Source organism: Gracilibacillus alcaliphilus, from assembly GCF_016909015.1.
Lineage (GTDB): Bacteria > Bacillota > Bacilli > Bacillales > Amphibacillaceae > Gracilibacillus > Gracilibacillus alcaliphilus.
In genome coordinates this window covers 56,040-76,749 of the sequence record NZ_JAFBFA010000026.1, presented here as the reverse complement: position 1 = coordinate 76,749, position 20,710 = coordinate 56,040, and the positions used below count along the sequence as shown (strand labels likewise).

Genomic DNA, 20,710 nt, shown 5'->3' with positions numbered 1-20,710 from the left:
TATCATATCGTTTTACCATCCTGGACACTCCTAAAGATTATTATATTTAGTATAAAAATCCCCATTTGGTATGTCCAATTATTAGACTAACATCAATAGTTTTATATATACATTAAGGGGTTGGTTAGTTTGAGGAGAACATTCATAAATATTTTAGGGATGGTTTTCATTGGAATTGGAGTTTTGGGTTCTATAGGTATTTTAGCTTCTTTTGATTGGTCGGCTTGGAGTGATGTTAAAGACTTGCCTTACACATTCCCTGAAGAGTATGCAGTCATGAAACAAGAGTTTACAACACTTTTGACACTCGCTTTCTCCACATTGTTAGGAAGTCTAGCGATTGGATCTATTTTAATAGCCTTAGATAGAATTATTGCTCACCTTTCTGTAATGAATGAATCTATGAGAAGAATGAGATACGCTATAGAAGAACAAAACAAAGACGTCAATTAATGGCGTCTTTTTTATGTATAAAAATAAAAGGAGATGATTATCATGGCAGACAATAAGTCGTGCGAAGTTAAAAAGGGTAGAGCTTGTTTTAAGTGTTTGGTATGTAGCTTTAAAGATACTATTGAAGTAGACCGAGGTGTAGAAATTCTTCCTTGTCCGAAATGCAAAGGGGCATTTGTTGACATTTGGCATGCAGCTAAACATATTGAAACGAAAAGAGAAAGAGACAAACTTAAAGTAAACATCAATGTGTCTGATGCACTAAAAGGATTAAAAGCAGTACAACGTGAAGCAAGGAAAGCTACTGCTGCAGTGAAAGAATTGGAAGAGGCATATAACAAAATTAAGCCACTAGCTGGACATAAACCTCGAACGATGGTCTTTGACGAAATGCATGCCACATGTCATCAGTGTGGCAGTAGTAAAACCACACTTCATTCTTTAGGTGATAATGTCAAAGGGGTTAAATTGATTTGTGATGATTGTGGGTGGGATTATGAAAGTAACCTGTCGCAAAAAAAATGTGGAGTGAGAGGAGAAACGGAATGAAAAAATCTTACTTTTCCGGTAGTACAATGGCCGACTTGAGGTATAGGTTTCCGCATGTGAGTGAATGGGATTTTAATTTTCTTTTGAATCATCATATATATCATGACGAAACTGTTAATCTGCGTGCCGAGGGAAACATTATTGCGACTATCCCAAAAGCAATATTAAAAATAAGTGAAGCAGCTGCAAAGGATTACGGATTGCCAATGGAAATAGAATTATATTCTAAAGATAATACGTTCCTCCATATTGATTGTGGTGATGAGCGCATTCCTTTTAGAGAGGTGAGTGATTGATAATGAATCAACTAGAAACAACCATGTGCAATAACTGTGGTCATGTTTTTAATATTGTCTTTAAAGAAAAAAGCCACCCAAATAATATCAAGGAAACTTATATTGAATGTGATCGATGCTATTTTCATTACACATCTTTTGTGACTGATTCTAGAGTAAGGAAGCTCCAGAAAAAGAAGGATCAATTAAAAGGGGCGATCCATATAGAAAGACGGCTAGAACTACAAGACCAGATCAATGCACGGATGGCAAGGCTTAAAGATAATCTGATTAGATTTGGTCGTGCAGATTTATGACACGCAGATCATTGAAGCCTTGTAAAGAAGTGGGCTGTAATAATTTGACCAGGGAAACTTGGTGCGATATTCATAAGAATATGGCTCAGGAATCTAGTAGGATTTACAATCAATATAAACGGAACCAAAAGGCTAACTCCTTCTACCATTCGACTGAGTGGACAAGGGTTAGGAAGCTGGCTCTTATTCGAGATAATTATTTATGTCAAAGATGTTTGAAACAAAAGAAACTAACGAAGGCACAAGTTGTACATCACAAGGTTGAGTTGCTTGTCGATTGGTCAAAGCGTTTGGATTTAGACAACTTAGAAAGCCTTTGTCATCGATGTCATAATCAGATAGATCATGGTGGATGATATTACCATGTGTTTACCAAAAAAACCAAAGGAATCCCCCTGCCCATTTTTTTACAAACACTCATTCGCTAGGAGCGCCGCCCAGTCAAGCGCGCAAAAAAATCCGTTTTTGCAATATTTTCAAGGAGGTGTAAAAACGTGGCTGGAAGAAATAAACAACCTTTATCAGTAATTCAAGGTAAAGGAAGGTCGAACCATTTAACAAAAGACGAAATAAAGAAGCGTCAGGAACATGAGGAACGAATAAGAGGTCATACTGATAAAGTTGATCCACCATCTTATTTATTAAAATCACAAAAAGATGAGTTTGAAAAGTTGGCAGTTGAATTGATGAGATTGAATATTTTCAGCAATCTTGATGTGGACAGTTTAGCTAGATACGTTGATTCAAAAGATCAATATATTAAACTTGTGCGCGTATTGAGGAAGACTAAGCCAGCAGATGATTTTGACTTATATTCTAAAATGCAACGAAGCAAGAATTTACTTTTCAATGAATGCAGGTCAGCTGCTAATGATCTAGGGCTTACGATTACATCTCGCTTGAAATTGGTTATTCCAAAAACGGATGAAGATACAACACCAAAAACGGATGAAGATACAACACCAAAAACGGAAGCTGAAAAACGCTTTAATGGACGATTATGACTTTTCTTGAGCGAGTATTTGACTACAGCGAAAAGATACTAAACGGTGAGATCAGGGCGGGTAAAAAACATATCTGGGCAGTTAAGAGGTTTATACGAGATTATGAAGAGTGTCAATTAGATGACAGTCTTTTTTATTTTGACGAAGAAACGCTTGATGACTTTTATTGGTTTGCCCATGAATTCAAACATGTTGAAGGAGTCTTAGCTGGCCAGCCTATTGAGCTGGTAGATTTTCAACTGTTTTTAGCTGCTAATATTCTATGTTTCAAAAAGAAAAAGAATGACGCTCGAAAAATCCGCAAGGTTTATATTCAGTTAGGAAGGAAAAATGCTAAGTCTCAGTTCCTAGCAATTATTTCAGGATTCATTACTTTTTTTGGTGATGAAAAACAGCGTGTGTTTATTGCAGGTTGGACTAGAGATCAATCCTCTGAGGTGTACGAGGCCGTTTTATCTGGTATTAAAACTAGTGAATTGTTAGAGGGTAAATGGAATCAAGCATATGGAAAAATAAACATTTACAAAAATGAATCGGTTATCATTCCTTTATCTAAAGAAGCTAGGAAAACAGGTGACGGTAAAAACCCATCTGTTGGAATTGTGGATGAGTACCATGCCCATGAAACAAGTGAGATTTATGACGTTCTAGCCTCTGGGATGGTTGCTCGTAAAGAGCCTTTAATGTTTGTTATTACAACAGCAGGCTTCAATTTATCGTTACCTTGTTTTAAAGAATATGAGTATGTTAGTAAATTACTAGATCCAGATATGCCTCAAGAGAACGATGAGTATTTTGCCATTGTTTGTGAACTCGACAAGGACGAGGAAGGAAACTTGCTTGATGACATTAAGGATGAATCGAATTGGATTAAAGCAAATCCAATAGTCGCAACATACGAGGAAGGCTTAACCTCTATCCGTTCAGAATTGAAAGTTGCCTTAGAACAGCCTGAAAAAATGAGAAGCTTCATGACAAAGAATATGAATGTCTGGCTAGACTCTAAACCAAACGGTTATATGAACATGGCAAAATGGAAGACAGCAATTATTAAGTCTAAAGACGTTCTTCCTTATCCGGTTTTTCTTGGCTTGGATTTATCCAGTACTACAGATTTAACAAGTATCGGAAAGGTGTTTCAACTTCCGGAAAGAAAATTCATTGTACAACAACATTCATTTATGCCAGAAGATAAACTGTCAGAGAGAATTAATACAGACAATGTCCGCTTTGATTTGTGGAGGGATCAGGGTTATTTAACAACTACTCCTGGAAGTGTAGTCGATTATAGTTATGTGGAACATCATATTTTAGATATGCGTGACCAGGGCTATAACATTATCGAAATTGATTTTGATAAATGGAATGCGACCCATCTTGTTCAGATATTAGAAAATCATGGTTTTACTATGGTGGAAATTCCGCAATTTTTAAGGCACTTATCTGCAGCTACTAAGGAACTGCGGAGCGGCGCTTACCGTAAAGAAGTTAATCATTTTGGTGATCCATTATTACATTGGGCGTTAAGTAATGCCGTCACTAAGCAAGACGCACAAGAAAACATCATGTTAGATAAAGATAAATCAATTGAAAGAATCGACCCTGCCGCAGCTATTATTAATGCTTTCTCCAGGGCGATGGCAGGAGAACAAACACAAGATTTAAGCGCCCATTTCTTAAATAATTGGAGGATGTAAAAGATGGAGAATAAAGAGTTGGAATTTTTCAAAAAGTTGCGTGATGTATCAAGTGATATTGTTAATGCAATAAAAAGCGAAGATGTAAAGGAATTAGAATCTGCAATGGGTAGATTTTTATATTTAATGGTGCAGGCAGAGGCGTTGAAGTAGATGGGAGGTTTTAATATGGGATATTTAGCAAAAGGAAAAATACCAGCCTATTTTATCAGAATGGATGATGAAGAATATGAAAGACTGTATAAAATCTTTAAAAGAACAAAGAACAGGCGAATAAAGAAGAAGATCGCAAAACGGATTGATTCTCTAGTCAAACCTTTTACTGAAAAGGAAGCCTTAGAATTATTACTACCTGCAGGAGTGAACATTAATGGCAAAAGCAATTAAGGATTTCATAACAGCATTTTTTATTTCATTCTTCACCAAATGGTTGGAGGATTTTTTTATTTTATCAGCAGTTATCATAGTGGTTGTAAACACCTATTTAATTACAGTCATTAACTATAATATCTTGGCTGGTAACTATGTACTGGCAGCCTTTTTATTTATTATTGGCATTTTCATTGCGAGGAGGTGAAGGAGGTGATAAACATTGTTATTTAGACAAGCTTTTACTCCTAAAGCACAAACAGAATCAACCGATTTAAAAAATCCAGCACCTTGGTTTTTAAAGATGTTTGGCCATGAAACCAATAGCGGTGAGAAAGTGACTGTTAATTCAGCGTTGGGTGTTCCTGCTGTATATGCTTGTGTCAATATACTAGCCAATGGTATTGCGACTTTACCTATGCAGGTATTTAAGCGAACAGCTACAGGACGTACTAGAGACAAAAAACATGCTGTTGCTAGATTATTAGAAACTAGACCTAATCCGTATCAAGGACCATTTAAATTTAAACACCTGATTGAAACCCATAGAAATCTATGGGGAAATGCTTATATTAATATTGATTGGGGAGCGGATGGAAGACCAAGGGCATTATGGATGTTGAATCCATCCAAGACAGATCCGGTCGTTGATACTAAGACGAATGAACTCTGGTATCACACAGTCTTGCCTAATGGCGATAACGTGAAAATCTGGCATGGCGACATTATCCATCTTACCGCCTTATCCACCGATGGTATTAAAGGAAAATCACCTATCCAAGTGATGAGGGAATCTATCGGTAGTGCACAAGCAGCTCAAAAGTTTAAAGTACGGTTTTTCCGTAATGGTGCTTCTACTACCGGTGTTTTAAAAGTAGATGGTATGTTAAATAGTGAGGCGAAAGATGTTGTACGAAAAGAGTGGGAGCGTGCCAATACTGGAATCAACAATGCCCAACGTGTGGCCATATTGGACGCTGGTCTCGATTATCAGAGTATTCAAATGCCACTGAAAGACGCTCAATTTGTGGAGAGTATGAAGTTTGATAAAACGGAGATCGCAACCTTTTACAACATTCCTATGCATATGGTCAATGAACTAGAGAGAGCTACTCATTCTAATATCGAACAACAGGCCATTGATTTTATACGGAACACATTAAGTCCAATTTACACGCAATATCAAGAAGAATTTTCTTATAGTCTTTTTTCGGAACGTGAGATGTTAAATTATTATATCAAGTTTAACTTAGAGGCGTTGCTTAGAGCGGATAAGAAAACACAAGGTGAATTTTACAAGCTAATGACTGAAATTGGTGCTTATAGTATCAATAAAGTACTTGAATTGGAAGATGAGGACGCCATAGAAGGTGGAGATAAACACCGCGTGGACCTCAACCATGTATCGCTTGATATTGCAGATGAGTATCAACTTGCAAGAGCGGGATTATTGAAAGGAGGTGAGGAAAATCAAGAAGAGTAATTATCAAACGCCTGTCTATATGAGTGCTACACCGATTAATTCTAAGAAGCATAATCAATTGATGACGGTGAAAAACCTCACCTCAACATCTGCTGATCTTTATATCTATGGTGAAATTGTGGATAATACAGATTGGAAATGGGATGAAGCAGACGTTATGCCGGATGATGTACTTGACGCGTTAAATCAGGTAGATGGTTTGGATGAATTAAACATCTATATTAATAGCCCAGGTGGTTCTGTATTTGCTGGTCAAGCTATTTACAACATGCTGAATCGTAATAAGGCAAAAAAGAATGTGTATGTAGATGGAGTAGCGGCTTCAATGGCTTCCGTTATTGCGATGGTTGGAGACACTATTTATATACCATCCAATGCCTATTTAATGATTCATAAACCACTAACTATAGCTATCGGCAATGCTACTGATTTTAGAGATATTGCAGAAAGGTTAGATGTGTTAGAAGAAGGACTTATCAACGTTTACAAGGATAAGCTGAAAACAGATGTTGATATTGAGACAATAAAGGCTATGGTCGAAAAAGAAACATGGCTGACTGGTGACCGAGTGGCTGAATATTTTAATGTAGAAGTGACAGAACCGAAAGCTATTGCTGCATGTGCAACGGATATCTTAGCAAGGTATGATAAAACACCGTCGAAACTTGTTGCTATAGATGGAGGTAAACCAAACAACGAATCACAACTGAATAATGAAAATGAATTAATTCGTTTTCAAAACGAACTGGACCTACTAGCATTGTAAGGTCTATTTTTATGCGAAAAATAAGGAGGAATCACATTGAAAACAACATTTGAAAATGCATTACAACGCTTAATGCGAAATAAGAAGGTACTATCTGTGACTATGAATGGTGCGCAGGGTATGACAAAAAGAGAGCAAGAACTGCGTCAGAATGTATCTGATTTAAGAGATGAGGCAAAGGCTCTTATGGACGATGGGAAGCAAGGTGAAGCGAAAACAAAGCTTCAAGAAGCTAAAACTGCTAAAGAAGAATTAGACAACTTCCTTGTGTTAAAGAATGATTTTGAAGGAATTGTCATTCCGGAACCACAAGGAGCGGCTGGTGCTAATCTTCCGAATCCAAAAAAGGAAGAAGAACCACCAAATTATAAAGCAGTATTCTTCAAAGCAGTTCGTGGACAGTCTCTGACAACAGAAGAGAAAGAGGTTATGGATAGATATAAAGCTCGTATTTCATCTGAAAATGGTGAAGATGGCGGTTATATCATTCCAGAGGACATTCAGACTCGCATTAACGAGTTACGACAGTCTAGTGATGATCTACGTCAATATGTAACAATTGTTCCTGTTTCAACTAATAAAGGTGCTCGAACATTAGAACGCCGTGCAGATCATACTCCTTTCGCTCCATTATCTGAATATGGAGATCCAAATGCAATGGAGGAAATTGAATCTCCGCAGTTCGATCGTTTAACTTATGCGATTGAAGACTATGCTGGTTTCTTGCCAGTGCCTAATACAGTTTTAGAGGATACAGACCAAGCACTTGAAGAATATTTGATCAAATGGATTGCTAAGAAAGGGAAAGCAACGGATAATCATTTAATTCTTCAACAGGTTAATACCATTCCGAAAGTAGACTTGGATGGGATTAAAGGAATAAAGACTACTTTAAATGTAACACTTGATCCTGCCTTCTCTGAATCTGCTACCATTTATACAAATCAAGATGGTTTTAACTACCTTGATAATTTAGAAGATAAAAATGGTCGTCCGTTATTGCAGCCAGATCCAACACAGGCGACACGTAAATTATTATCAGGTGTTCATCCAGTTGTTGTATTATCCAATAAAACTATTGCAACTAATGGTGGAAAAGCACCATTTATTATTGGGGTTTTAGGAGAAGCAGTTGTTCTTTGGGATCGAAAACAATTAGTAATTGATAAGACTAAAGAAGGCGGTAATGCTTGGAGAACAAACACTACTGAGTTTCGTGCCATTATGCGTGAAGATGTAACTACGTGGGATACAGAAGCGGTTGTGTTTGGTCAAATTGATGTATTAAGTGGAGGTGTCGAAGGATAATGACAACCTTTAAAGCTGTAGTAACACAAGATGTAAAACCTAACCGTCTGTTGTCTTTAACAGGCGGTAACGGTATGCCACAAATTGCTATTACTGAACCTGGTGACACTCCTGATTTTAAATCAACAGGTGACCTTAAAGAAGGGGTAGAGGTAACGGTTACCTTAAAAAATGAACCTATTTGGGAAGTAGAAACAGGAGAAGATTTATCAGCAGGTGCTTATGTCGAAGTTGGTGAAGATGGCGTTATTGTTGCCTCTGAATCTACTGGCATTGGTTATGTAGCAGAGGCTGTGGAAGAGGGGAAGCTTGCTAAACTTGTGAGACAGACTAGTGGCGGAGCTGGTGAACAGGGTCCACGTGGTCCAAAGGGGGATAAAGGAGATCAAGGAGAACCTGGCCCTAAAGGTGATAAAGGCGACCCAGGAGATAACCAATTTACAGCTGATGAGGTTGCGACGCTGAAAACGTTAATTGATACCGGAGAGGGCGAATAATTCGTTCTCTTCTTTATTTGAGGTGATGTTATGCAAGTAAATGAAATTAAAGAATACTTGCGAATTGATCATGATGAGGATAACAAAATGCTCGAATCACTTATTACTAGGGCGAAAATCTATGTTAAAAATGGTGTAGGTGAGATTGATGAGTCCAACGAATTATTTAAGATGGCTGTGACTGTGCTTGTCGGCCATTGGTACGATAACCGAGAGTTAGCTAGGATAGGAAATGCTTCTTATCCCATCCCTCATTCATTTGAAGCTATTATTCAACAATTGAGGTATTGCTATAAGGAAGTTGGTGCCATTGAATGAATTCAGGTCATTTTAGACATCGATTAATTTTCCAAAAACCTGCAGGTGGAACGGATGATGAGGGTTTCCCTATCACTGACCCTACTGAATATACAAAAGCGTGGGCCAGTTTAAAAACATTAAAAGGCCGTTCTTTTTATGCTGCAGCTACCAGCAACAACGAAAACATGAGAGATTTTCAGATTCGTTATCAACCAAAGCTATCGGACGAAAAGCGCCCAAAAAACCTTTTTGTTATTTGGAGAGGAAAAAAGCACACTATCGAATCTGTAGAAGATGATGATGGCTTAAAGAAAACCATGTCAGTTAGATTGAAGGTGGTATCATGAATATTGAATTTGAGGGTATCGATGAATTGATTCGTGAGGTGGAAAAGATAGAGGGCGTGACGGAAGATTTAAAAGATGAGGCTTTGATAAAGGGTGGAGACTTTTTAAAAGAACAAATTTCTTCTGAGGTATATTCCCATGGCCTTACTAGACGTTCAGGAGAGGCGCAAGGATCCATTACTAGAACTGATCCAGCGAATCATGAATTATTTGTTGGGACAAAGGGTGGAGCACAGGCTCCGGGATTCTATCTATATATGCACGAGTTTGGATTTTGGAATGTTCGTGCTCAGCGGTTCATCGCTCCAAAGCCGTTAGTCTCCATTGTCTATGAAAATAACAAAGACAATATCTTGAATCAGTATGTTGATGTATTTCAAAAAGGGTTGGGTATGTCATGAGTGTTGATCAATTAATTAAAGAAATATTGGAACCACTTGCTCCTACGTCACAGGGAACCTATACAGGAGACGAACCCACATACATTATTTTTAATGAATATAATCAGGCGCCGTGGTTGTCAGCAGATGATGATGAGCAATGGACCAAGCATTTTTATCAAGTGGACGTTTTTTCTTCAGGAAATTTTAATAAGCTTGTTAAACAAGTGAAAAAGGAAATGAAGAGTGCCGGATTTGGGCGAATGTTCGAATCCGGAACCTATGAAACAGAAATGAAAAAGTATAGAAGGATTATACGTTTCAGTTATATATCAAAGGAGGAAGAATAAATGGCTATTAAAGGATTGAAAGATTTACATTATGCTGTGATTACAGCCGAAAGTGAAAAATCAACAACGTACAGTGAAATTAAAAAACTAGGTCCGGCTATGGCATTGAATTTGCAACCATCAATCAACCGTGGGAATTTACGTGCAGATGACGGTACTTTATTTTCTGACGCAGCCAAGGGACCGATCGCTGTTACTTTAAATACAGCATATTTGGAAGAAGAAGTAGAATCGGATATTTTAGGAAAAGATCTAGATGATAATGGTGGATTAACAGATAACGTAAATGATGATCCTCCATATATCGCTATTGGTGGTCGATCTTTAAGCGCACGAGGTGGATACGAGTATTTTTGGATTTATCGAGTGAAACTCGCACCTGCAGAAGAAAATAAAGAAACATTACAAGAAACACCGACTTATCAAACCCCTAACTTAAGTGGAGAAGCTTTACCACGTCTTCATGATGGCCGTGAAAAATATAAGTTGTGGGATCAATCATCTAAAGTCACAGACGAAACGATTTTCGATAATTGGTTCGAGCAAGTAATTGATAGTGACTATGAACCTAACAGTGGTGGCGGAGGAGTGGAAGGTTAATGCATATTGAAATACGTATTGATGGAGAATTAAAAACCTTTACAGCTCCCATAGTTCCTGTTTTAGCAAAGCGCATGTATTTAAAAATCGAGGCAGAGAACGAGAAAAAAGGAAAAGATTATCGGGCGACTGCGCAGCAGCAGCTGGATGAAGAAACAGAAATGGCTTCTATTTTAAGTGATGTCGTGTTCGGCGGTCAATTTACCGTTGACCAATTATTTAATGGTGTCAGTGACAAATATTTTTATGAAAAATTGAGAGAAGCAGTGTTTGGAATTCCAAATGAAACTAATAAAGAAATTGATCAAGAGGGAAACATGAAGGGGGAGTGACAGCGCAAGAGCTGTACACTTCCCTTCTTGTTATGTATAAAAAATTAATGTTTCCTGAACCGAGTCCTATTTATGGAGGAGAAATAAAAAGAACAGGGTGGACGATGTCTGAGATTGATCAGATGGACGTCCACTTTTTTGATGATCTTTTTTCTGAAGACGTTCAAAAAGCAGAGACGGAAGTAACGGAGCATGCCAAGAAGCCACAAGAGAAAGAACATTATCTAGGTGATATTTGGAATTAGGAGATGACACGTAAATGGCCACAAGAGACATAGGTGCTTTAAGGACGAGATTATCATGGGAAGATGAAGGAGCCAATAGATCTCTGGAAGGTTTTAAACGAGACTTAAAAGGTTTGCGCTCAGAGATGAGGCTTGCGCAATCAGGCGGTAAAGATTATACCAATAGTTTAAAAGGAATGCGAGAGCAATCTGACGTACTCTCACGCCGTTTTAAAACCCAGCAGCAACAAGTCCGTGAGTTGAAAAGGCGTTATGAAGAGTCAAAGGCAGTAAAAGGTGAAGATGCCGTTCAAACTCAAAACTTGGCAGCCCAGTATAATCGTGCAGCTGCAGAAATGAATAATACGGAAAATCAATTAAAAAATCTTAACAATGAAATTAGACGTATGGAAAGTCCTTGGACAAAGCTAGGAGAAAAAATGACCAATACCGGTCAAAAAATGCAGGACTTCGGTAGGGGAATGACAGACTTTGGGAAGTCCTATACATTACGTGTCACCACACCAATTGTCGCTGGTGGTACAGCTATGGTTAAAGCGGCTATAGATTATGAATCTGCCTTTGCTGGTGTTCGAAAAACAGTGGATATGAGCGAAGAAGGATATGCCAAATTGAGCCGTGGTATTCGAGATATGGCAAAAGAACTCCCTACATCTGCTGTAGACATTGCGGCTGTGGCAGAAAGTGCGGGACAGTTAGGTATCAAAAATGAATCCATTCTTGGATTTACAAGGACCATCATTGACCTTGGTGAAGCGACCAACATGACAAGGGAACAGGCGGCCACGGAGTTTGCCCGTTTTGCCAATATTGTTGGTATGCCGCAGGATGCATTTGATCGTTTAGGTTCTTCAGTTGTGCAACTCGGAAACAATATGGCCACAACTGAATCTGAAATTGTGCGTATGGGTATGCGATTAGCTGCTCAGGGTTCCCTTGTAGGGATGTCTGAGGCACAAATTATGGCCTTGGCTGCAACAATGTCTTCTCTAGGTATTGAAGCAGAAGCTGGCGGTACTGCTATGACCATGGTACTCAAGAAAATTGAAACGGCAGTTGATGAAGGTGGAGAAGCGGTTGCCGGATTCGCCAAGGCTGCAGGAGTATCTTCCAAAGAATTCTCTGAAGCTTGGAAAAATGATCCTATCAATGCACTTGATTTATTTATTAAAGGCCTATCAGATTCTTCTAATGAGGGAGAAAATCTAACTTCCATTTTATCTGATCTTGGGATTAAAGGTATTCGTGAGTCTGATACTATCTTAAGGTTAGCAGGTGCAAGTGATCTATTGTCAGAAGCGGTAGAAAATTCTACATCTGCATGGGAAGAAAACAGTGCGTTAAGTGATGAAGCTGCTGAACGGTATGCTACTACCGAATCTCAGCTAAGAATTTTGTGGAACCGTGTGAAGGACGTGTCCATTACTCTGGGTGAAGCCATGGTTCCAGCGCTAATGGAAGTTTTAAATGCAACAGAACCTTTAATTCAGAAAATTGAAGAAGGCGCTCAGAGTTTCGCGGATATGGATGAGGAGCAGCAACGAAACATTTTAAAATTAATTGCTTTTGCAGCAGCGATTGGACCAGTTAGTGTTGGTCTTGGTGGTTTGACAACGGCAGTTGGAGGCGTTTTAAAGATTGGTGGCTCTCTCGCTACTATGTTAGGAAAAGCCGGTGGTGCTGGTTTAATAGGACGAATTGGCCTGCTGGGAGTCAGTGGACCAGTTGGTTGGGCTATAGCAGGTATTACTGCTTTAACAACTACTCTGTATCTTCTTCATAACCAATCAAAAGAGAATACGGCTGATGTTGTAGATTCGATAAAGGCACGTCACGACGAAATCAACACACTTGATGATTTAATTGTGCAGTACGAAAAGTTAAAAGATAAGAATAAGCTATCTAGTGATGAAGTCTTACGGTACATGGATATTATGTCTGAGTTAGAAAATGCTAAAACAGAAGAAGCCATTGCTAAATTATCCAAGGAACAAGAGAATTTATTAGAAAAATCAGGTATGACAAATGAAGAGATGACAGAGTTTTTAGGCTTGAATGATCAAATTGTTGAAAAAACTCCTAGTAAAGTTCAAGCTATCTCTGAACAAGGAAATGCATATATCAACATGCTCGAGGCTGTAAAAGAATTGAATTCAGCAGAAAAGCAAAGATTGGCAGATGACACTTATGTGGAAATTACTGATCGGTTGAATGATCATAAAAAGAACCTAGAAGATCAATGGTCGATCCAGAGAGAAATAAAAGAACTAGAAAACAATCGATCTTCCGCTATTACTGATATGTCTAGTGTCACTTCAGAAATAAAAGATAAAGATTCAGAGATCTTAGAACTAAGAAATAAGATTAATAATGCGACTGGCGAAGAATCTATCAAATTATCTGAAAAACTTGTTCAATTAGAGGATGAAAAATTGGTTCTTGATTCTGTTCGCGAAAAACATGACCAACAAATTGACAGAATCGATAAACAAATTGGAAAAAAGAATGATTCTCTAAAGAAAACTGAAGATGAAATCAATGCGTTTAATGATCTTTCATATGAATATGAAGCCATCATCTTATCTCAGGTTGATTTAAATGCTGAGCGAGGCGAGGGTATTAACAAGATTGATGACGAAATAGCTAAGTTAATGACCAATAAAAGAAGATTAAAAGAAAACACGGATGTAATTGAAAGAAATACAGATGGATATCGCAATCAGGTAAATGAAATTGATGATCAAATTAGTAAACTACAGGGCGCAAGAGGAGAATTGCAACAAGTTAATAGTCTTGCTTCTAAAGATGTTTATTCAACTAGAAATCGAGGCGCTCAAGCTCATCTGGGTTTAATAAACGAGACTAGAAGTGCAGGAGACAGATTAAACAGTGTCCTAGGGAAAAATATAGATAAAAATCTTAGTGTAAATCAAACTCCTAGTACTGGAAAATTAGATAGAGATTTATCTCGGCCTGTAACCAAGAGAGTGAATGTATCGGTTGCTGGTGGAATAGGTGGTGCACTTGCCGGTATAGGGTATGCAGATGGTACCCCACCCGGAGGCCATAAAGGCGGTAACTTCTTAGCTGGTGAAGAAGGATGGGAACTTGGTCGTATGGGCAACAGGTGGGAAATGCTTAACTTTGGTCTCTATGATAGACCACGAGGATATGAAGTCTTTACACATGATGAGAGCAAGAAGATTGTCCGTGCATTAAACAATATACAAATACCTGGTTATGCGACTGGTGCTAGATCGCCCGGTGAGGCTAATCGAGTTATCAATGATTTAAACCAACCGGTATCTACAGTAAATTTTGAGGGATTATTTAACGGTGCAGTATTTAATGTGAGAAATGATCAGGATATTAAAGATATCGCTAAACAATTACATGACTATATCAGAGTAAATGCAAGGAAGACTGGGGTGATCTTTTGATTTTATTAGATGATAAATATCGGCCTTCTAATTTTGGTCTTGTTTTGGAAGAAGGACATAGTCATCCTACGACTGGGAAAATCGTTAACAAAACAACATCTATTCCAGGTATGCCTGGACGTTGGAATTTTGGTTCTGAAATACAAGAAAAACCATTTAATTTACCATTTGGGACACAAGGTAGAGATCGAAATAAGCTACAACAACAGTTAAATGATTTTGTTTCTTTTTTATTTAATGAACACGGAAGACCAAGACTATTTAAGCTGGTCTATGACTATGAACCGGATAAATATTATATGGTCCAAGTGAGTGATCAATTTGATCCTGAGAGAGTGCGACCATTTGCGAGATTTAATTTACCGTTAGTTGCTAATGATCCGCATAAATATTTAATTGTTGATTCAGACGAGATAACATGGGGAAGCACTGAGGTTGTTTTTAATTCAACCAGTATCCCTTTCGGCCATTTAGGGATTGGTATACAACAAATCACACAACCTCAAACTATCACATTTCAAGGATTGGGTTTGGCGGTTATTCCTAAAATCACTATAAGTGGTAATGCACGAGGACTTATCTTAAGAGCAAATGATAAGTCTATGTCTTTTCCGAATTTCAACAATGAAACTTGGATTATTGACGGTACGGATTTCACCGTAAAACGAAATGGAGTAGATGTATTCCTTGATAATATTGATTTCCTTGAATTTTTTAAAGGTGAGAATGAATTACAGATAAGTGGGAATAACTTGAATTTTTCCTTGTCTGTGAAATTTAAAGATAAATTTAATTAGGAGGCGGGGCAAGTGCCAACAGAACATATTAAATATGATGACGTTTTAAGACAAGGGACTGACAAATTAAATAAATCTATTGATCAATCAAATAAGGCTGAAGTTGATAGTAGAACTGCTGTAAATACATCTAATCAAGCGAAGATTATAGCAAATCAAGCAAATGATAAATCCAATAGTACACAACAACAATTGAATAATATAGTAATTGAATCAGGAACTAGCGATGCTGAGGTTATCCAAGCTCGTGGAGAATACCCAATATTAAATGAACGATTAAATGCTAATGAATCAAATTTTACCGCAACCCAAAATAAGCTAAATGTTGAAAATTGGGAATTGAATTCAAAATCAAGAAGAAAAAGAGGAATAACCGTCTTCACGTCAGATGATGGGAGGATAGAAGAGTACACTATTGCAAAAAATATTTTCGAAAATGAACAGGTACCTCAAACAATAGCGATAGTATCGGACTGGGTGGGTTCTTCAAATTTTTTGTCAGTAGATCAAATAATGGAATTGCAAAGATTAGGATGGGAGATAGCTTCTCACTCAAAAACACATCCAAGTAATCCACCTATGATTGATAATCCAGATAATGATTTTGTAGAAAGAGAATTTCGAGAGAGCAAACAAGAACTTATAGACATGGGATTCGATGTCTATAACTATATGTACCCGGGAGGGAATTATGGCAAAAGAGAAAGAGAATTTGCTAAGTCATATTATAGAGCTGCAAGAAACTCGGATGGCGGTTATCATCTAGGTTTAAATTTACCACCCTTAAACAGCTATGAATTAAAAACAATTTGGTTGGATCCATCCGCCCAACCGATGAGGGGATGGATTGAAAACGAGGGATTAGCTAATGCAATAGCGAAAATAAAAGAAAGATGTACATCTTTGATTGATCAAGCTACAGAACAGAATGGATTGGCCATTATAAGTACCCATTTCGCAAACATAAATACCCCCGAGCTACAATTGTTGTATGCTGAAATAATCCAATACGCTAAGTCTAAAACAATGGTAACTACTTTGAACGATGCTTTAAATAAAATGGGGAATATCATTGAAATTGGGGACTATTCTGAGACCGGGCAAAGAGCAGCGGGAGAAAATCATTATGTTGTTGGGGTGGACGGATTAATATCTGGGTCATTGTCTGTCTCAGATAGAGATAGGTTTAACCCTCGCACGCCGTTTTCGCATTTCCCTACGGGCGTAACTGTATCGCCCGTTTATGCAACATCTTCCGATGGAGCTCCAAACGACAGAACAGGTACATTAATAAATTTTAAACCCAGAAACCACTCAGAAGGGAACGGATTTGGTTGGCAAGAATATATCATACACACTGATAGGCTATATAAATTCAGACGGGATGTTTTAAGTAATTCAATATACAGTGACTGGTATTCTGACTCATCTATAAATCATCCAGAATTTAATAATTATGATACAACATCTTCTTTTTCTGAATTTCCTACAGGAATAACTTTTTCAAGAATAACTGGAAATAATCCTAACTTAAGCGATTCCCCAGAAGGAACTAGAGGGCTACTGATAAACATAAAACCTGATTTAACTAGTAATTCGCCTTCATACGCCTATCAAGAGTACCACATCGCCACTTCAAATAGAGTATATAAACGGAGGGTGATAGATGTAAATAGATTCGGAGATTGGTTTTTGATAAGTGGCGCTATTATGCCGAGTGATAATGAATATAATATAGATACTCCATTTTCATCATTTCCGATCGGGGTAACATATTCCATAGTGCAAAATCATGATTCAGTGGGATCGCCAATCGAAGGGAAAAACGGAACTTTGATCACACATAAATTAACCGATAGAACCATATACGGTTATAGCTTTCAAGAGTACCATGTATTTAACAGTCCGACAGGAGAAACTTGGAAACGTTTTGCTCAAACCCAATCAACATGGGGAGAGTGGATAAATGTTAATTGATATAACTTGTATATTATTGTAAAATAATCAATGAGAAGGAGGGATGTTTTGAATAAAGCTAAGATAGATAAATATATTGAGTATGGAATTACAAAAATAAAATTAATGTACAAGGAAAGAAAATTTCATCATGATGGAACAACATTAAAATATTTATTAGAAAAAAATAAAAACAGCAATGATTTAATAGTTGTATTTAGCGGGATACCTCGCCCAGGAATTAAAGCCCGTTATAATTATGGTAAAACTTTGAGCAAAGTGAAATCTAATCGGTTATTTATATTAGATGATTTTGGTTTTGATCAACGTGGAAATTATTATCTTGGTAAGGATAAAGACTTTAACGTTGAAAGAGCTGTCCTTAGTTTAATTGATAGTGTAAAAGAGAGCCTATCAATTAATAAAACCATCTATTGCGGTAGCAGTAAAGGAGGATGGGCGGCGATTTATTATGGAGTAAGAGAACCAAAATCAAAAATAATCGCTGGATCGTTACAGTACCTTTTAGGTAACTACATCACATCAAACGAAAGGCGATCTTATAACATAATGTCATATGTGATGGGCAAAAATTTCGATGAAAGTGATATTAAATACCTAAATAATTTATTAAGACAAACAATTTTCGAAAATAAAAATAAAGGTTGGGATTTGAAGCTACACTATTCCGTTGCAGAATACACCTATAATGATCATATGATCTATCTACTAAAAGACTTAGATGACTTTAACATCGAATATGATGAAGACGTACAGAACTATAAAAGTCATGGAGAATTGAGTTTATACTTCCCTCCTTTTTTGCTTAAAAGCATTGAGGATTTTTTGAATGAAGAAAATGACTGTAAAGTTGAACGCATTCACTAAAAATGTTTACAATTGGATGTGATTACTATTATAAAAACACTAAACCTAAACCGACAAACAACAGCCATACTGGAAAATGCATATAATATCGGTTATGAAAAAGAAGTCAACGCCATCTGGCAGGCTTCTTTTTCTTTACCCTTAAATGATCCCAAATTGGATAAAGTGGAACTTTTGAAGTACGTGGAGATCACTGATGGAGGCGAATATATAGGTCTATTTCGCATTATACCAAAGCTGACTATAAAAAATGATTCTACGCAAGAAGCACAATTCCAATGCGAACATGTTTTAGCGACTTTATTAGATAAGTCGCTTTTTAAATACCATCAATTAAGTAATTACACAACCTATTATGTGCTGGACTATCTAATCAACCAGCAAATCCATAAGCACTGGCGAATGGGCACTATAGATTTTACACGCTATTTCCATTACAGTTGGGAAAATGAGAATCTTTTATCTTCCATTTTCAGCGTACCAAGGCCTTTTAATGAGGCCTATATCTGGGAATACAATACGCAGTCTTATCCTTGGACGCTATCTTTAATTAGACCTGATGATACTCCTGTCTGTCGTATCAAGGAAGGTTATAACTTAATCGGTCTGGAAATAGAAGAGGATCCACAATCACAATATAACCGCATATATCCTTTAGGGGCAGGTGAGGGAGTTAATCAATTAACTATTTCTTCTATTAATAATGGTTTGCCTTATTTAGAGGACAGGCAACCAGGAGAAGAAATCAGGGAAATGGTCTGGGTTGATCAACGTTTTACAGATGTCGAATCTTTAAAAGCCAGTGCTCAGGCAATGTTAGACAAGTGGAAAGTGCCACAGGTCACATGGAAAGTATCAGCTGCAGACGTGTCTAGAATCACTGGCCTGTCCATTGATAAATTTAAAGTAGGTAAAGTGGTTAGGTTGCAGTTGAATGACTATCCAGATGTTGATTTGCGAATCATGAAAGAAACCAAAAAAGATATAGCCGGAGATCCGGGGGATGTTCAACTTGAAATTGGAAATGTGCGAGAAGACTTATCCACTACTAATTCCGATCTGGAAAGGCGCCAGCAGATCAATGAATTATATTCACAAGGTGCAACGAATATTTTCAATTTCACTTACCAGGATAATTGCGATGATGAGATTCCGGCCATTATCCCATTTTATATTGACGATGATGTTGTGAACATCAACACAGTAGAACTAACTTACCGTACTAAAAAGTTTCGTGCTTATTCTCAGGCTACACATGGTGGGGGCTCTATTGTCACATCTACAAAAGATGGTGGATCTATCATTCAATCTACGGAAGATGGTGGCGGAATCGTTAAAGCTACAGGCGGCGGGGGAGCCATTGTAAAATCCACTAGCGCGGGTGGTGCGACAGTGCAGTCTACATCCAGTGGAGGTTCAACCGTCCAATCTACTACTTCTGGTGGCGGGACGACAGCGACATCAAGTAGTGGTGGGGGTACTAGCACTTCCACTCAAAGTGGCGGGGGTAGTAATCAAACTAGTTCCCAAAATAGTTCTTATCCAATAGTTGCCTTTGATAGCGGATTAGATCAAGACGGTGATCCCGCACCAGCTGGCAGGCACTTTCATAGAGTGACTGTGCCAACAACTTTGTTAAATCATACGCACAGCGTCTCTATTCCTGCACACAGCCATAGTTTTTCTACACCAAACCATACGCACAGTGTGAGCATACCAAACCATAGCCATGATGTTAGCATTCCAAATCACAGGCACGATGTGACAATTCCAGACCATACTCATGAGATAGAGTTACCTAATCACACCCATGAGATAGATCTACCAGACCATACTCATGAAATTAAGGTTCCAGATCACACCCATGAGATAGAATTACCGGATCATATTCATGACGTCAAACATGAAATTATTGAGTTGGACACTATGCCGGACACAGTAGCTATAAAAGTAGATGGTAATATCGTACCTATCACAAGCACAAGTGGAGATAGAATTGATCTAGTGGATTATATGAATAAGGACAATAGTGGTAAAATAACTCGAGGTCGTCATGAAGTTGAAATTTTACCTGCAGGATTGGCAAGAATCGAAGCAGATTTAATATTACGTGTATTTATTCAATCCCAATTAGGAGGGAATTTTTAATGGTTAAGTTAAATATAACCACGCATAGCGGCGATGATGACATTGTAGAAGTTGAAGAATATAGTGCAGTTGAAATAGCTAAACAAGTGAATGACCATGATATACATGCCATTGCCATTGGTGATATTGTATATAGCAGGATTGATGTTAAGAACATAAAACCTGTTTACGAAGCCGAGTAGGCTTATTTTTTATGACTTAATGTAGGG

27 protein-coding genes are annotated in these 20,710 nt (G+C 37.7%); all 27 read left to right on the top strand.

Annotation, left to right across the window (positions count from 1 at the left end; genetic code table 11):
• The first annotated feature begins 129 nt into the window (after window positions 1–129).
• Window positions 130–453, top strand: coding sequence for a hypothetical protein (locus tag JOD18_RS17005; RefSeq protein WP_204670309.1), 324 nt, complete (start codon window positions 130–132; stop codon window positions 451–453).
• A 42-nt stretch (window positions 454–495) separates the two neighbouring features.
• A complete protein-coding gene (locus JOD18_RS17000; protein WP_204670308.1) occupies window positions 496–1,002 on the top strand; it encodes a hypothetical protein in 507 nt (168 codons plus the stop codon).
• A complete protein-coding gene (locus JOD18_RS16995; RefSeq protein WP_204670307.1) occupies window positions 999–1,298 on the top strand; it encodes a hypothetical protein in 300 nt (99 codons plus the stop codon). Before JOD18_RS17000 ends, JOD18_RS16995 begins: the two co-directional genes overlap by 4 nt.
• Window positions 1,299–1,300: 2 nt before the next feature.
• Window positions 1,301–1,594, top strand: coding sequence for a hypothetical protein (locus JOD18_RS16990; protein ID WP_204670306.1), 294 nt, complete (start codon window positions 1,301–1,303; stop codon window positions 1,592–1,594).
• Window positions 1,591–1,950 carry an HNH endonuclease gene (locus JOD18_RS16985; protein WP_204670305.1) on the top strand — a complete coding sequence of 120 codons (360 nt, stop codon included), beginning with the start codon at window positions 1,591–1,593 and terminating at the stop codon, window positions 1,948–1,950. The genes JOD18_RS16990 and JOD18_RS16985 overlap by 4 nt, the downstream gene beginning before the upstream one ends.
• A gap of 138 nt (window positions 1,951–2,088) precedes the next feature.
• Window positions 2,089–2,598 (top strand): phage terminase small subunit P27 family, encoded by a 510-nt coding sequence (locus tag JOD18_RS16980; protein WP_204670304.1) that lies wholly within the window; start codon window positions 2,089–2,091, stop codon window positions 2,596–2,598.
• The gene (locus tag JOD18_RS16975) at window positions 2,592–4,295 is read left to right on the top strand and encodes a terminase TerL endonuclease subunit (RefSeq protein ID WP_204670316.1); all 1,704 of its coding nucleotides are present in this window, start codon (window positions 2,592–2,594) and stop codon (window positions 4,293–4,295) included. Before JOD18_RS16980 ends, JOD18_RS16975 begins: the two co-directional genes overlap by 7 nt.
• A gap of 3 nt (window positions 4,296–4,298) precedes the next feature.
• Entirely contained in the window at window positions 4,299–4,448 is a 150-nt protein-coding gene (locus JOD18_RS16970; RefSeq protein ID WP_204670303.1) for a hypothetical protein, read from the top strand.
• 15 nt (window positions 4,449–4,463) lie between these two features.
• Window positions 4,464–4,682, top strand: a complete 219-nt coding sequence (locus JOD18_RS16965) for a hypothetical protein (protein ID WP_204670302.1) — start codon at window positions 4,464–4,466, stop codon at window positions 4,680–4,682.
• A complete protein-coding gene (locus tag JOD18_RS16960) occupies window positions 4,666–4,872 on the top strand; it encodes a hypothetical protein (RefSeq protein WP_204670301.1) in 207 nt (68 codons plus the stop codon). Before JOD18_RS16965 ends, JOD18_RS16960 begins: the two co-directional genes overlap by 17 nt.
• Window positions 4,873–4,887: 15 nt before the next feature.
• Window positions 4,888–6,147: a phage portal protein gene (locus JOD18_RS16955; protein ID WP_420827807.1), complete on the top strand. Its 1,260-nt coding sequence runs from the start codon at window positions 4,888–4,890 to the stop codon at window positions 6,145–6,147.
• 19 nt (window positions 6,148–6,166) lie between these two features.
• Window positions 6,167–6,913, top strand: a complete 747-nt coding sequence (locus JOD18_RS16950; protein ID WP_204670314.1) for a head maturation protease, ClpP-related — start codon at window positions 6,167–6,169, stop codon at window positions 6,911–6,913.
• 120 nt (window positions 6,914–7,033) lie between these two features.
• Window positions 7,034–8,221 carry a phage major capsid protein gene (locus JOD18_RS16945; protein ID WP_204670313.1) on the top strand — a complete coding sequence of 396 codons (1,188 nt, stop codon included), beginning with the start codon at window positions 7,034–7,036 and terminating at the stop codon, window positions 8,219–8,221.
• Complete coding sequence (locus JOD18_RS24660; protein ID WP_275583035.1) at window positions 8,221–8,718, top strand: hypothetical protein; 498 nt, start codon at window positions 8,221–8,223, stop codon at window positions 8,716–8,718. The genes JOD18_RS16945 and JOD18_RS24660 overlap by 1 nt, the downstream gene beginning before the upstream one ends.
• Window positions 8,719–8,748: 30 nt before the next feature.
• Window positions 8,749–9,036, top strand: coding sequence for a head-tail connector protein (locus tag JOD18_RS16935; protein WP_204670300.1), 288 nt, complete (start codon window positions 8,749–8,751; stop codon window positions 9,034–9,036).
• Window positions 9,033–9,365, top strand: coding sequence for a phage head closure protein (locus JOD18_RS16930; RefSeq protein ID WP_204670299.1), 333 nt, complete (start codon window positions 9,033–9,035; stop codon window positions 9,363–9,365). Before JOD18_RS16935 ends, JOD18_RS16930 begins: the two co-directional genes overlap by 4 nt.
• The gene (locus JOD18_RS16925; protein ID WP_204670298.1) at window positions 9,362–9,766 is read left to right on the top strand and encodes an HK97-gp10 family putative phage morphogenesis protein; all 405 of its coding nucleotides are present in this window, start codon (window positions 9,362–9,364) and stop codon (window positions 9,764–9,766) included. The genes JOD18_RS16930 and JOD18_RS16925 overlap by 4 nt, the downstream gene beginning before the upstream one ends.
• Window positions 9,763–10,095 (top strand): hypothetical protein, encoded by a 333-nt coding sequence (locus JOD18_RS16920; RefSeq protein ID WP_204670297.1) that lies wholly within the window; start codon window positions 9,763–9,765, stop codon window positions 10,093–10,095. Before JOD18_RS16925 ends, JOD18_RS16920 begins: the two co-directional genes overlap by 4 nt.
• Window positions 10,096–10,695 (top strand): major tail protein, encoded by a 600-nt coding sequence (locus JOD18_RS16915; RefSeq protein WP_204670296.1) that lies wholly within the window; start codon window positions 10,096–10,098, stop codon window positions 10,693–10,695. It begins immediately after the preceding gene.
• The gene (gene gpG / locus JOD18_RS16910) at window positions 10,695–11,027 is read left to right on the top strand and encodes a phage tail assembly chaperone G (RefSeq protein WP_204670295.1); all 333 of its coding nucleotides are present in this window, start codon (window positions 10,695–10,697) and stop codon (window positions 11,025–11,027) included. The genes JOD18_RS16915 and gpG overlap by 1 nt, the downstream gene beginning before the upstream one ends.
• Window positions 11,024–11,272 (top strand): hypothetical protein, encoded by a 249-nt coding sequence (locus JOD18_RS16905; RefSeq protein ID WP_204670294.1) that lies wholly within the window; start codon window positions 11,024–11,026, stop codon window positions 11,270–11,272. The genes gpG and JOD18_RS16905 overlap by 4 nt, the downstream gene beginning before the upstream one ends.
• Window positions 11,273–11,286: 14 nt before the next feature.
• Complete coding sequence (locus tag JOD18_RS16900) at window positions 11,287–14,712, top strand: phage tail tape measure protein (RefSeq protein WP_204670293.1); 3,426 nt, start codon at window positions 11,287–11,289, stop codon at window positions 14,710–14,712.
• The gene (locus JOD18_RS16895) at window positions 14,709–15,509 is read left to right on the top strand and encodes a distal tail protein Dit (protein ID WP_204670292.1); all 801 of its coding nucleotides are present in this window, start codon (window positions 14,709–14,711) and stop codon (window positions 15,507–15,509) included. Before JOD18_RS16900 ends, JOD18_RS16895 begins: the two co-directional genes overlap by 4 nt.
• A gap of 12 nt (window positions 15,510–15,521) precedes the next feature.
• Window positions 15,522–17,486: a polysaccharide deacetylase family protein gene (locus JOD18_RS16890; protein WP_204670291.1), complete on the top strand. Its 1,965-nt coding sequence runs from the start codon at window positions 15,522–15,524 to the stop codon at window positions 17,484–17,486.
• A 48-nt stretch (window positions 17,487–17,534) separates the two neighbouring features.
• Window positions 17,535–18,353: a hypothetical protein gene (locus JOD18_RS16885; RefSeq protein WP_204670290.1), complete on the top strand. Its 819-nt coding sequence runs from the start codon at window positions 17,535–17,537 to the stop codon at window positions 18,351–18,353.
• A gap of 18 nt (window positions 18,354–18,371) precedes the next feature.
• Entirely contained in the window at window positions 18,372–20,501 is a 2,130-nt protein-coding gene (locus JOD18_RS16880; RefSeq protein WP_338029559.1) for a phage tail protein, read from the top strand.
• On the top strand, window positions 20,501–20,683 hold the full coding sequence (locus tag JOD18_RS16875; protein ID WP_204670289.1) for a hypothetical protein: 183 nt from the start codon (window positions 20,501–20,503) through the stop codon (window positions 20,681–20,683). Before JOD18_RS16880 ends, JOD18_RS16875 begins: the two co-directional genes overlap by 1 nt.
• The last annotated feature ends 27 nt before the right edge of the window (window positions 20,684–20,710 follow it).

Coding starts and splice junctions, on each gene's coding strand:
- JOD18_RS16990 (WP_204670306.1), top strand. CDS start 1,301: ATGAATCAACTAGAAACAACCATGTGCAATAACTGTGGTCATGTTTTT.
- JOD18_RS16960 (WP_204670301.1), top strand. CDS start 4,666: ATGGCAAAAGCAATTAAGGATTTCATAACAGCATTTTTTATTTCATTC.
- JOD18_RS16925 (WP_204670298.1), top strand. CDS start 9,362: ATGAATATTGAATTTGAGGGTATCGATGAATTGATTCGTGAGGTGGAA.
- JOD18_RS16945 (WP_204670313.1), top strand. CDS start 7,034: ATGACAAAAAGAGAGCAAGAACTGCGTCAGAATGTATCTGATTTAAGA.
- JOD18_RS16920 (WP_204670297.1), top strand. CDS start 9,763: ATGAGTGTTGATCAATTAATTAAAGAAATATTGGAACCACTTGCTCCT.
- JOD18_RS16930 (WP_204670299.1), top strand. CDS start 9,033: ATGAATTCAGGTCATTTTAGACATCGATTAATTTTCCAAAAACCTGCA.
- JOD18_RS16950 (WP_204670314.1), top strand. CDS start 6,167: ATGAGTGCTACACCGATTAATTCTAAGAAGCATAATCAATTGATGACG.
- JOD18_RS24660 (WP_275583035.1), top strand. CDS start 8,221: ATGACAACCTTTAAAGCTGTAGTAACACAAGATGTAAAACCTAACCGT.
- JOD18_RS16900 (WP_204670293.1), top strand. CDS start 11,287: ATGGCCACAAGAGACATAGGTGCTTTAAGGACGAGATTATCATGGGAA.
- JOD18_RS17000 (WP_204670308.1), top strand. CDS start 496: ATGGCAGACAATAAGTCGTGCGAAGTTAAAAAGGGTAGAGCTTGTTTT.
- JOD18_RS16875 (WP_204670289.1), top strand. CDS start 20,501: ATGGTTAAGTTAAATATAACCACGCATAGCGGCGATGATGACATTGTA.
- JOD18_RS16985 (WP_204670305.1), top strand. CDS start 1,591: ATGACACGCAGATCATTGAAGCCTTGTAAAGAAGTGGGCTGTAATAAT.
- JOD18_RS16995 (WP_204670307.1), top strand. CDS start 999: ATGAAAAAATCTTACTTTTCCGGTAGTACAATGGCCGACTTGAGGTAT.
- JOD18_RS16935 (WP_204670300.1), top strand. CDS start 8,749: ATGCAAGTAAATGAAATTAAAGAATACTTGCGAATTGATCATGATGAG.
- JOD18_RS16970 (WP_204670303.1), top strand. CDS start 4,299: ATGGAGAATAAAGAGTTGGAATTTTTCAAAAAGTTGCGTGATGTATCA.
- JOD18_RS16965 (WP_204670302.1), top strand. CDS start 4,464: ATGGGATATTTAGCAAAAGGAAAAATACCAGCCTATTTTATCAGAATG.
- JOD18_RS16915 (WP_204670296.1), top strand. CDS start 10,096: ATGGCTATTAAAGGATTGAAAGATTTACATTATGCTGTGATTACAGCC.
- gpG (WP_204670295.1), top strand. CDS start 10,695: ATGCATATTGAAATACGTATTGATGGAGAATTAAAAACCTTTACAGCT.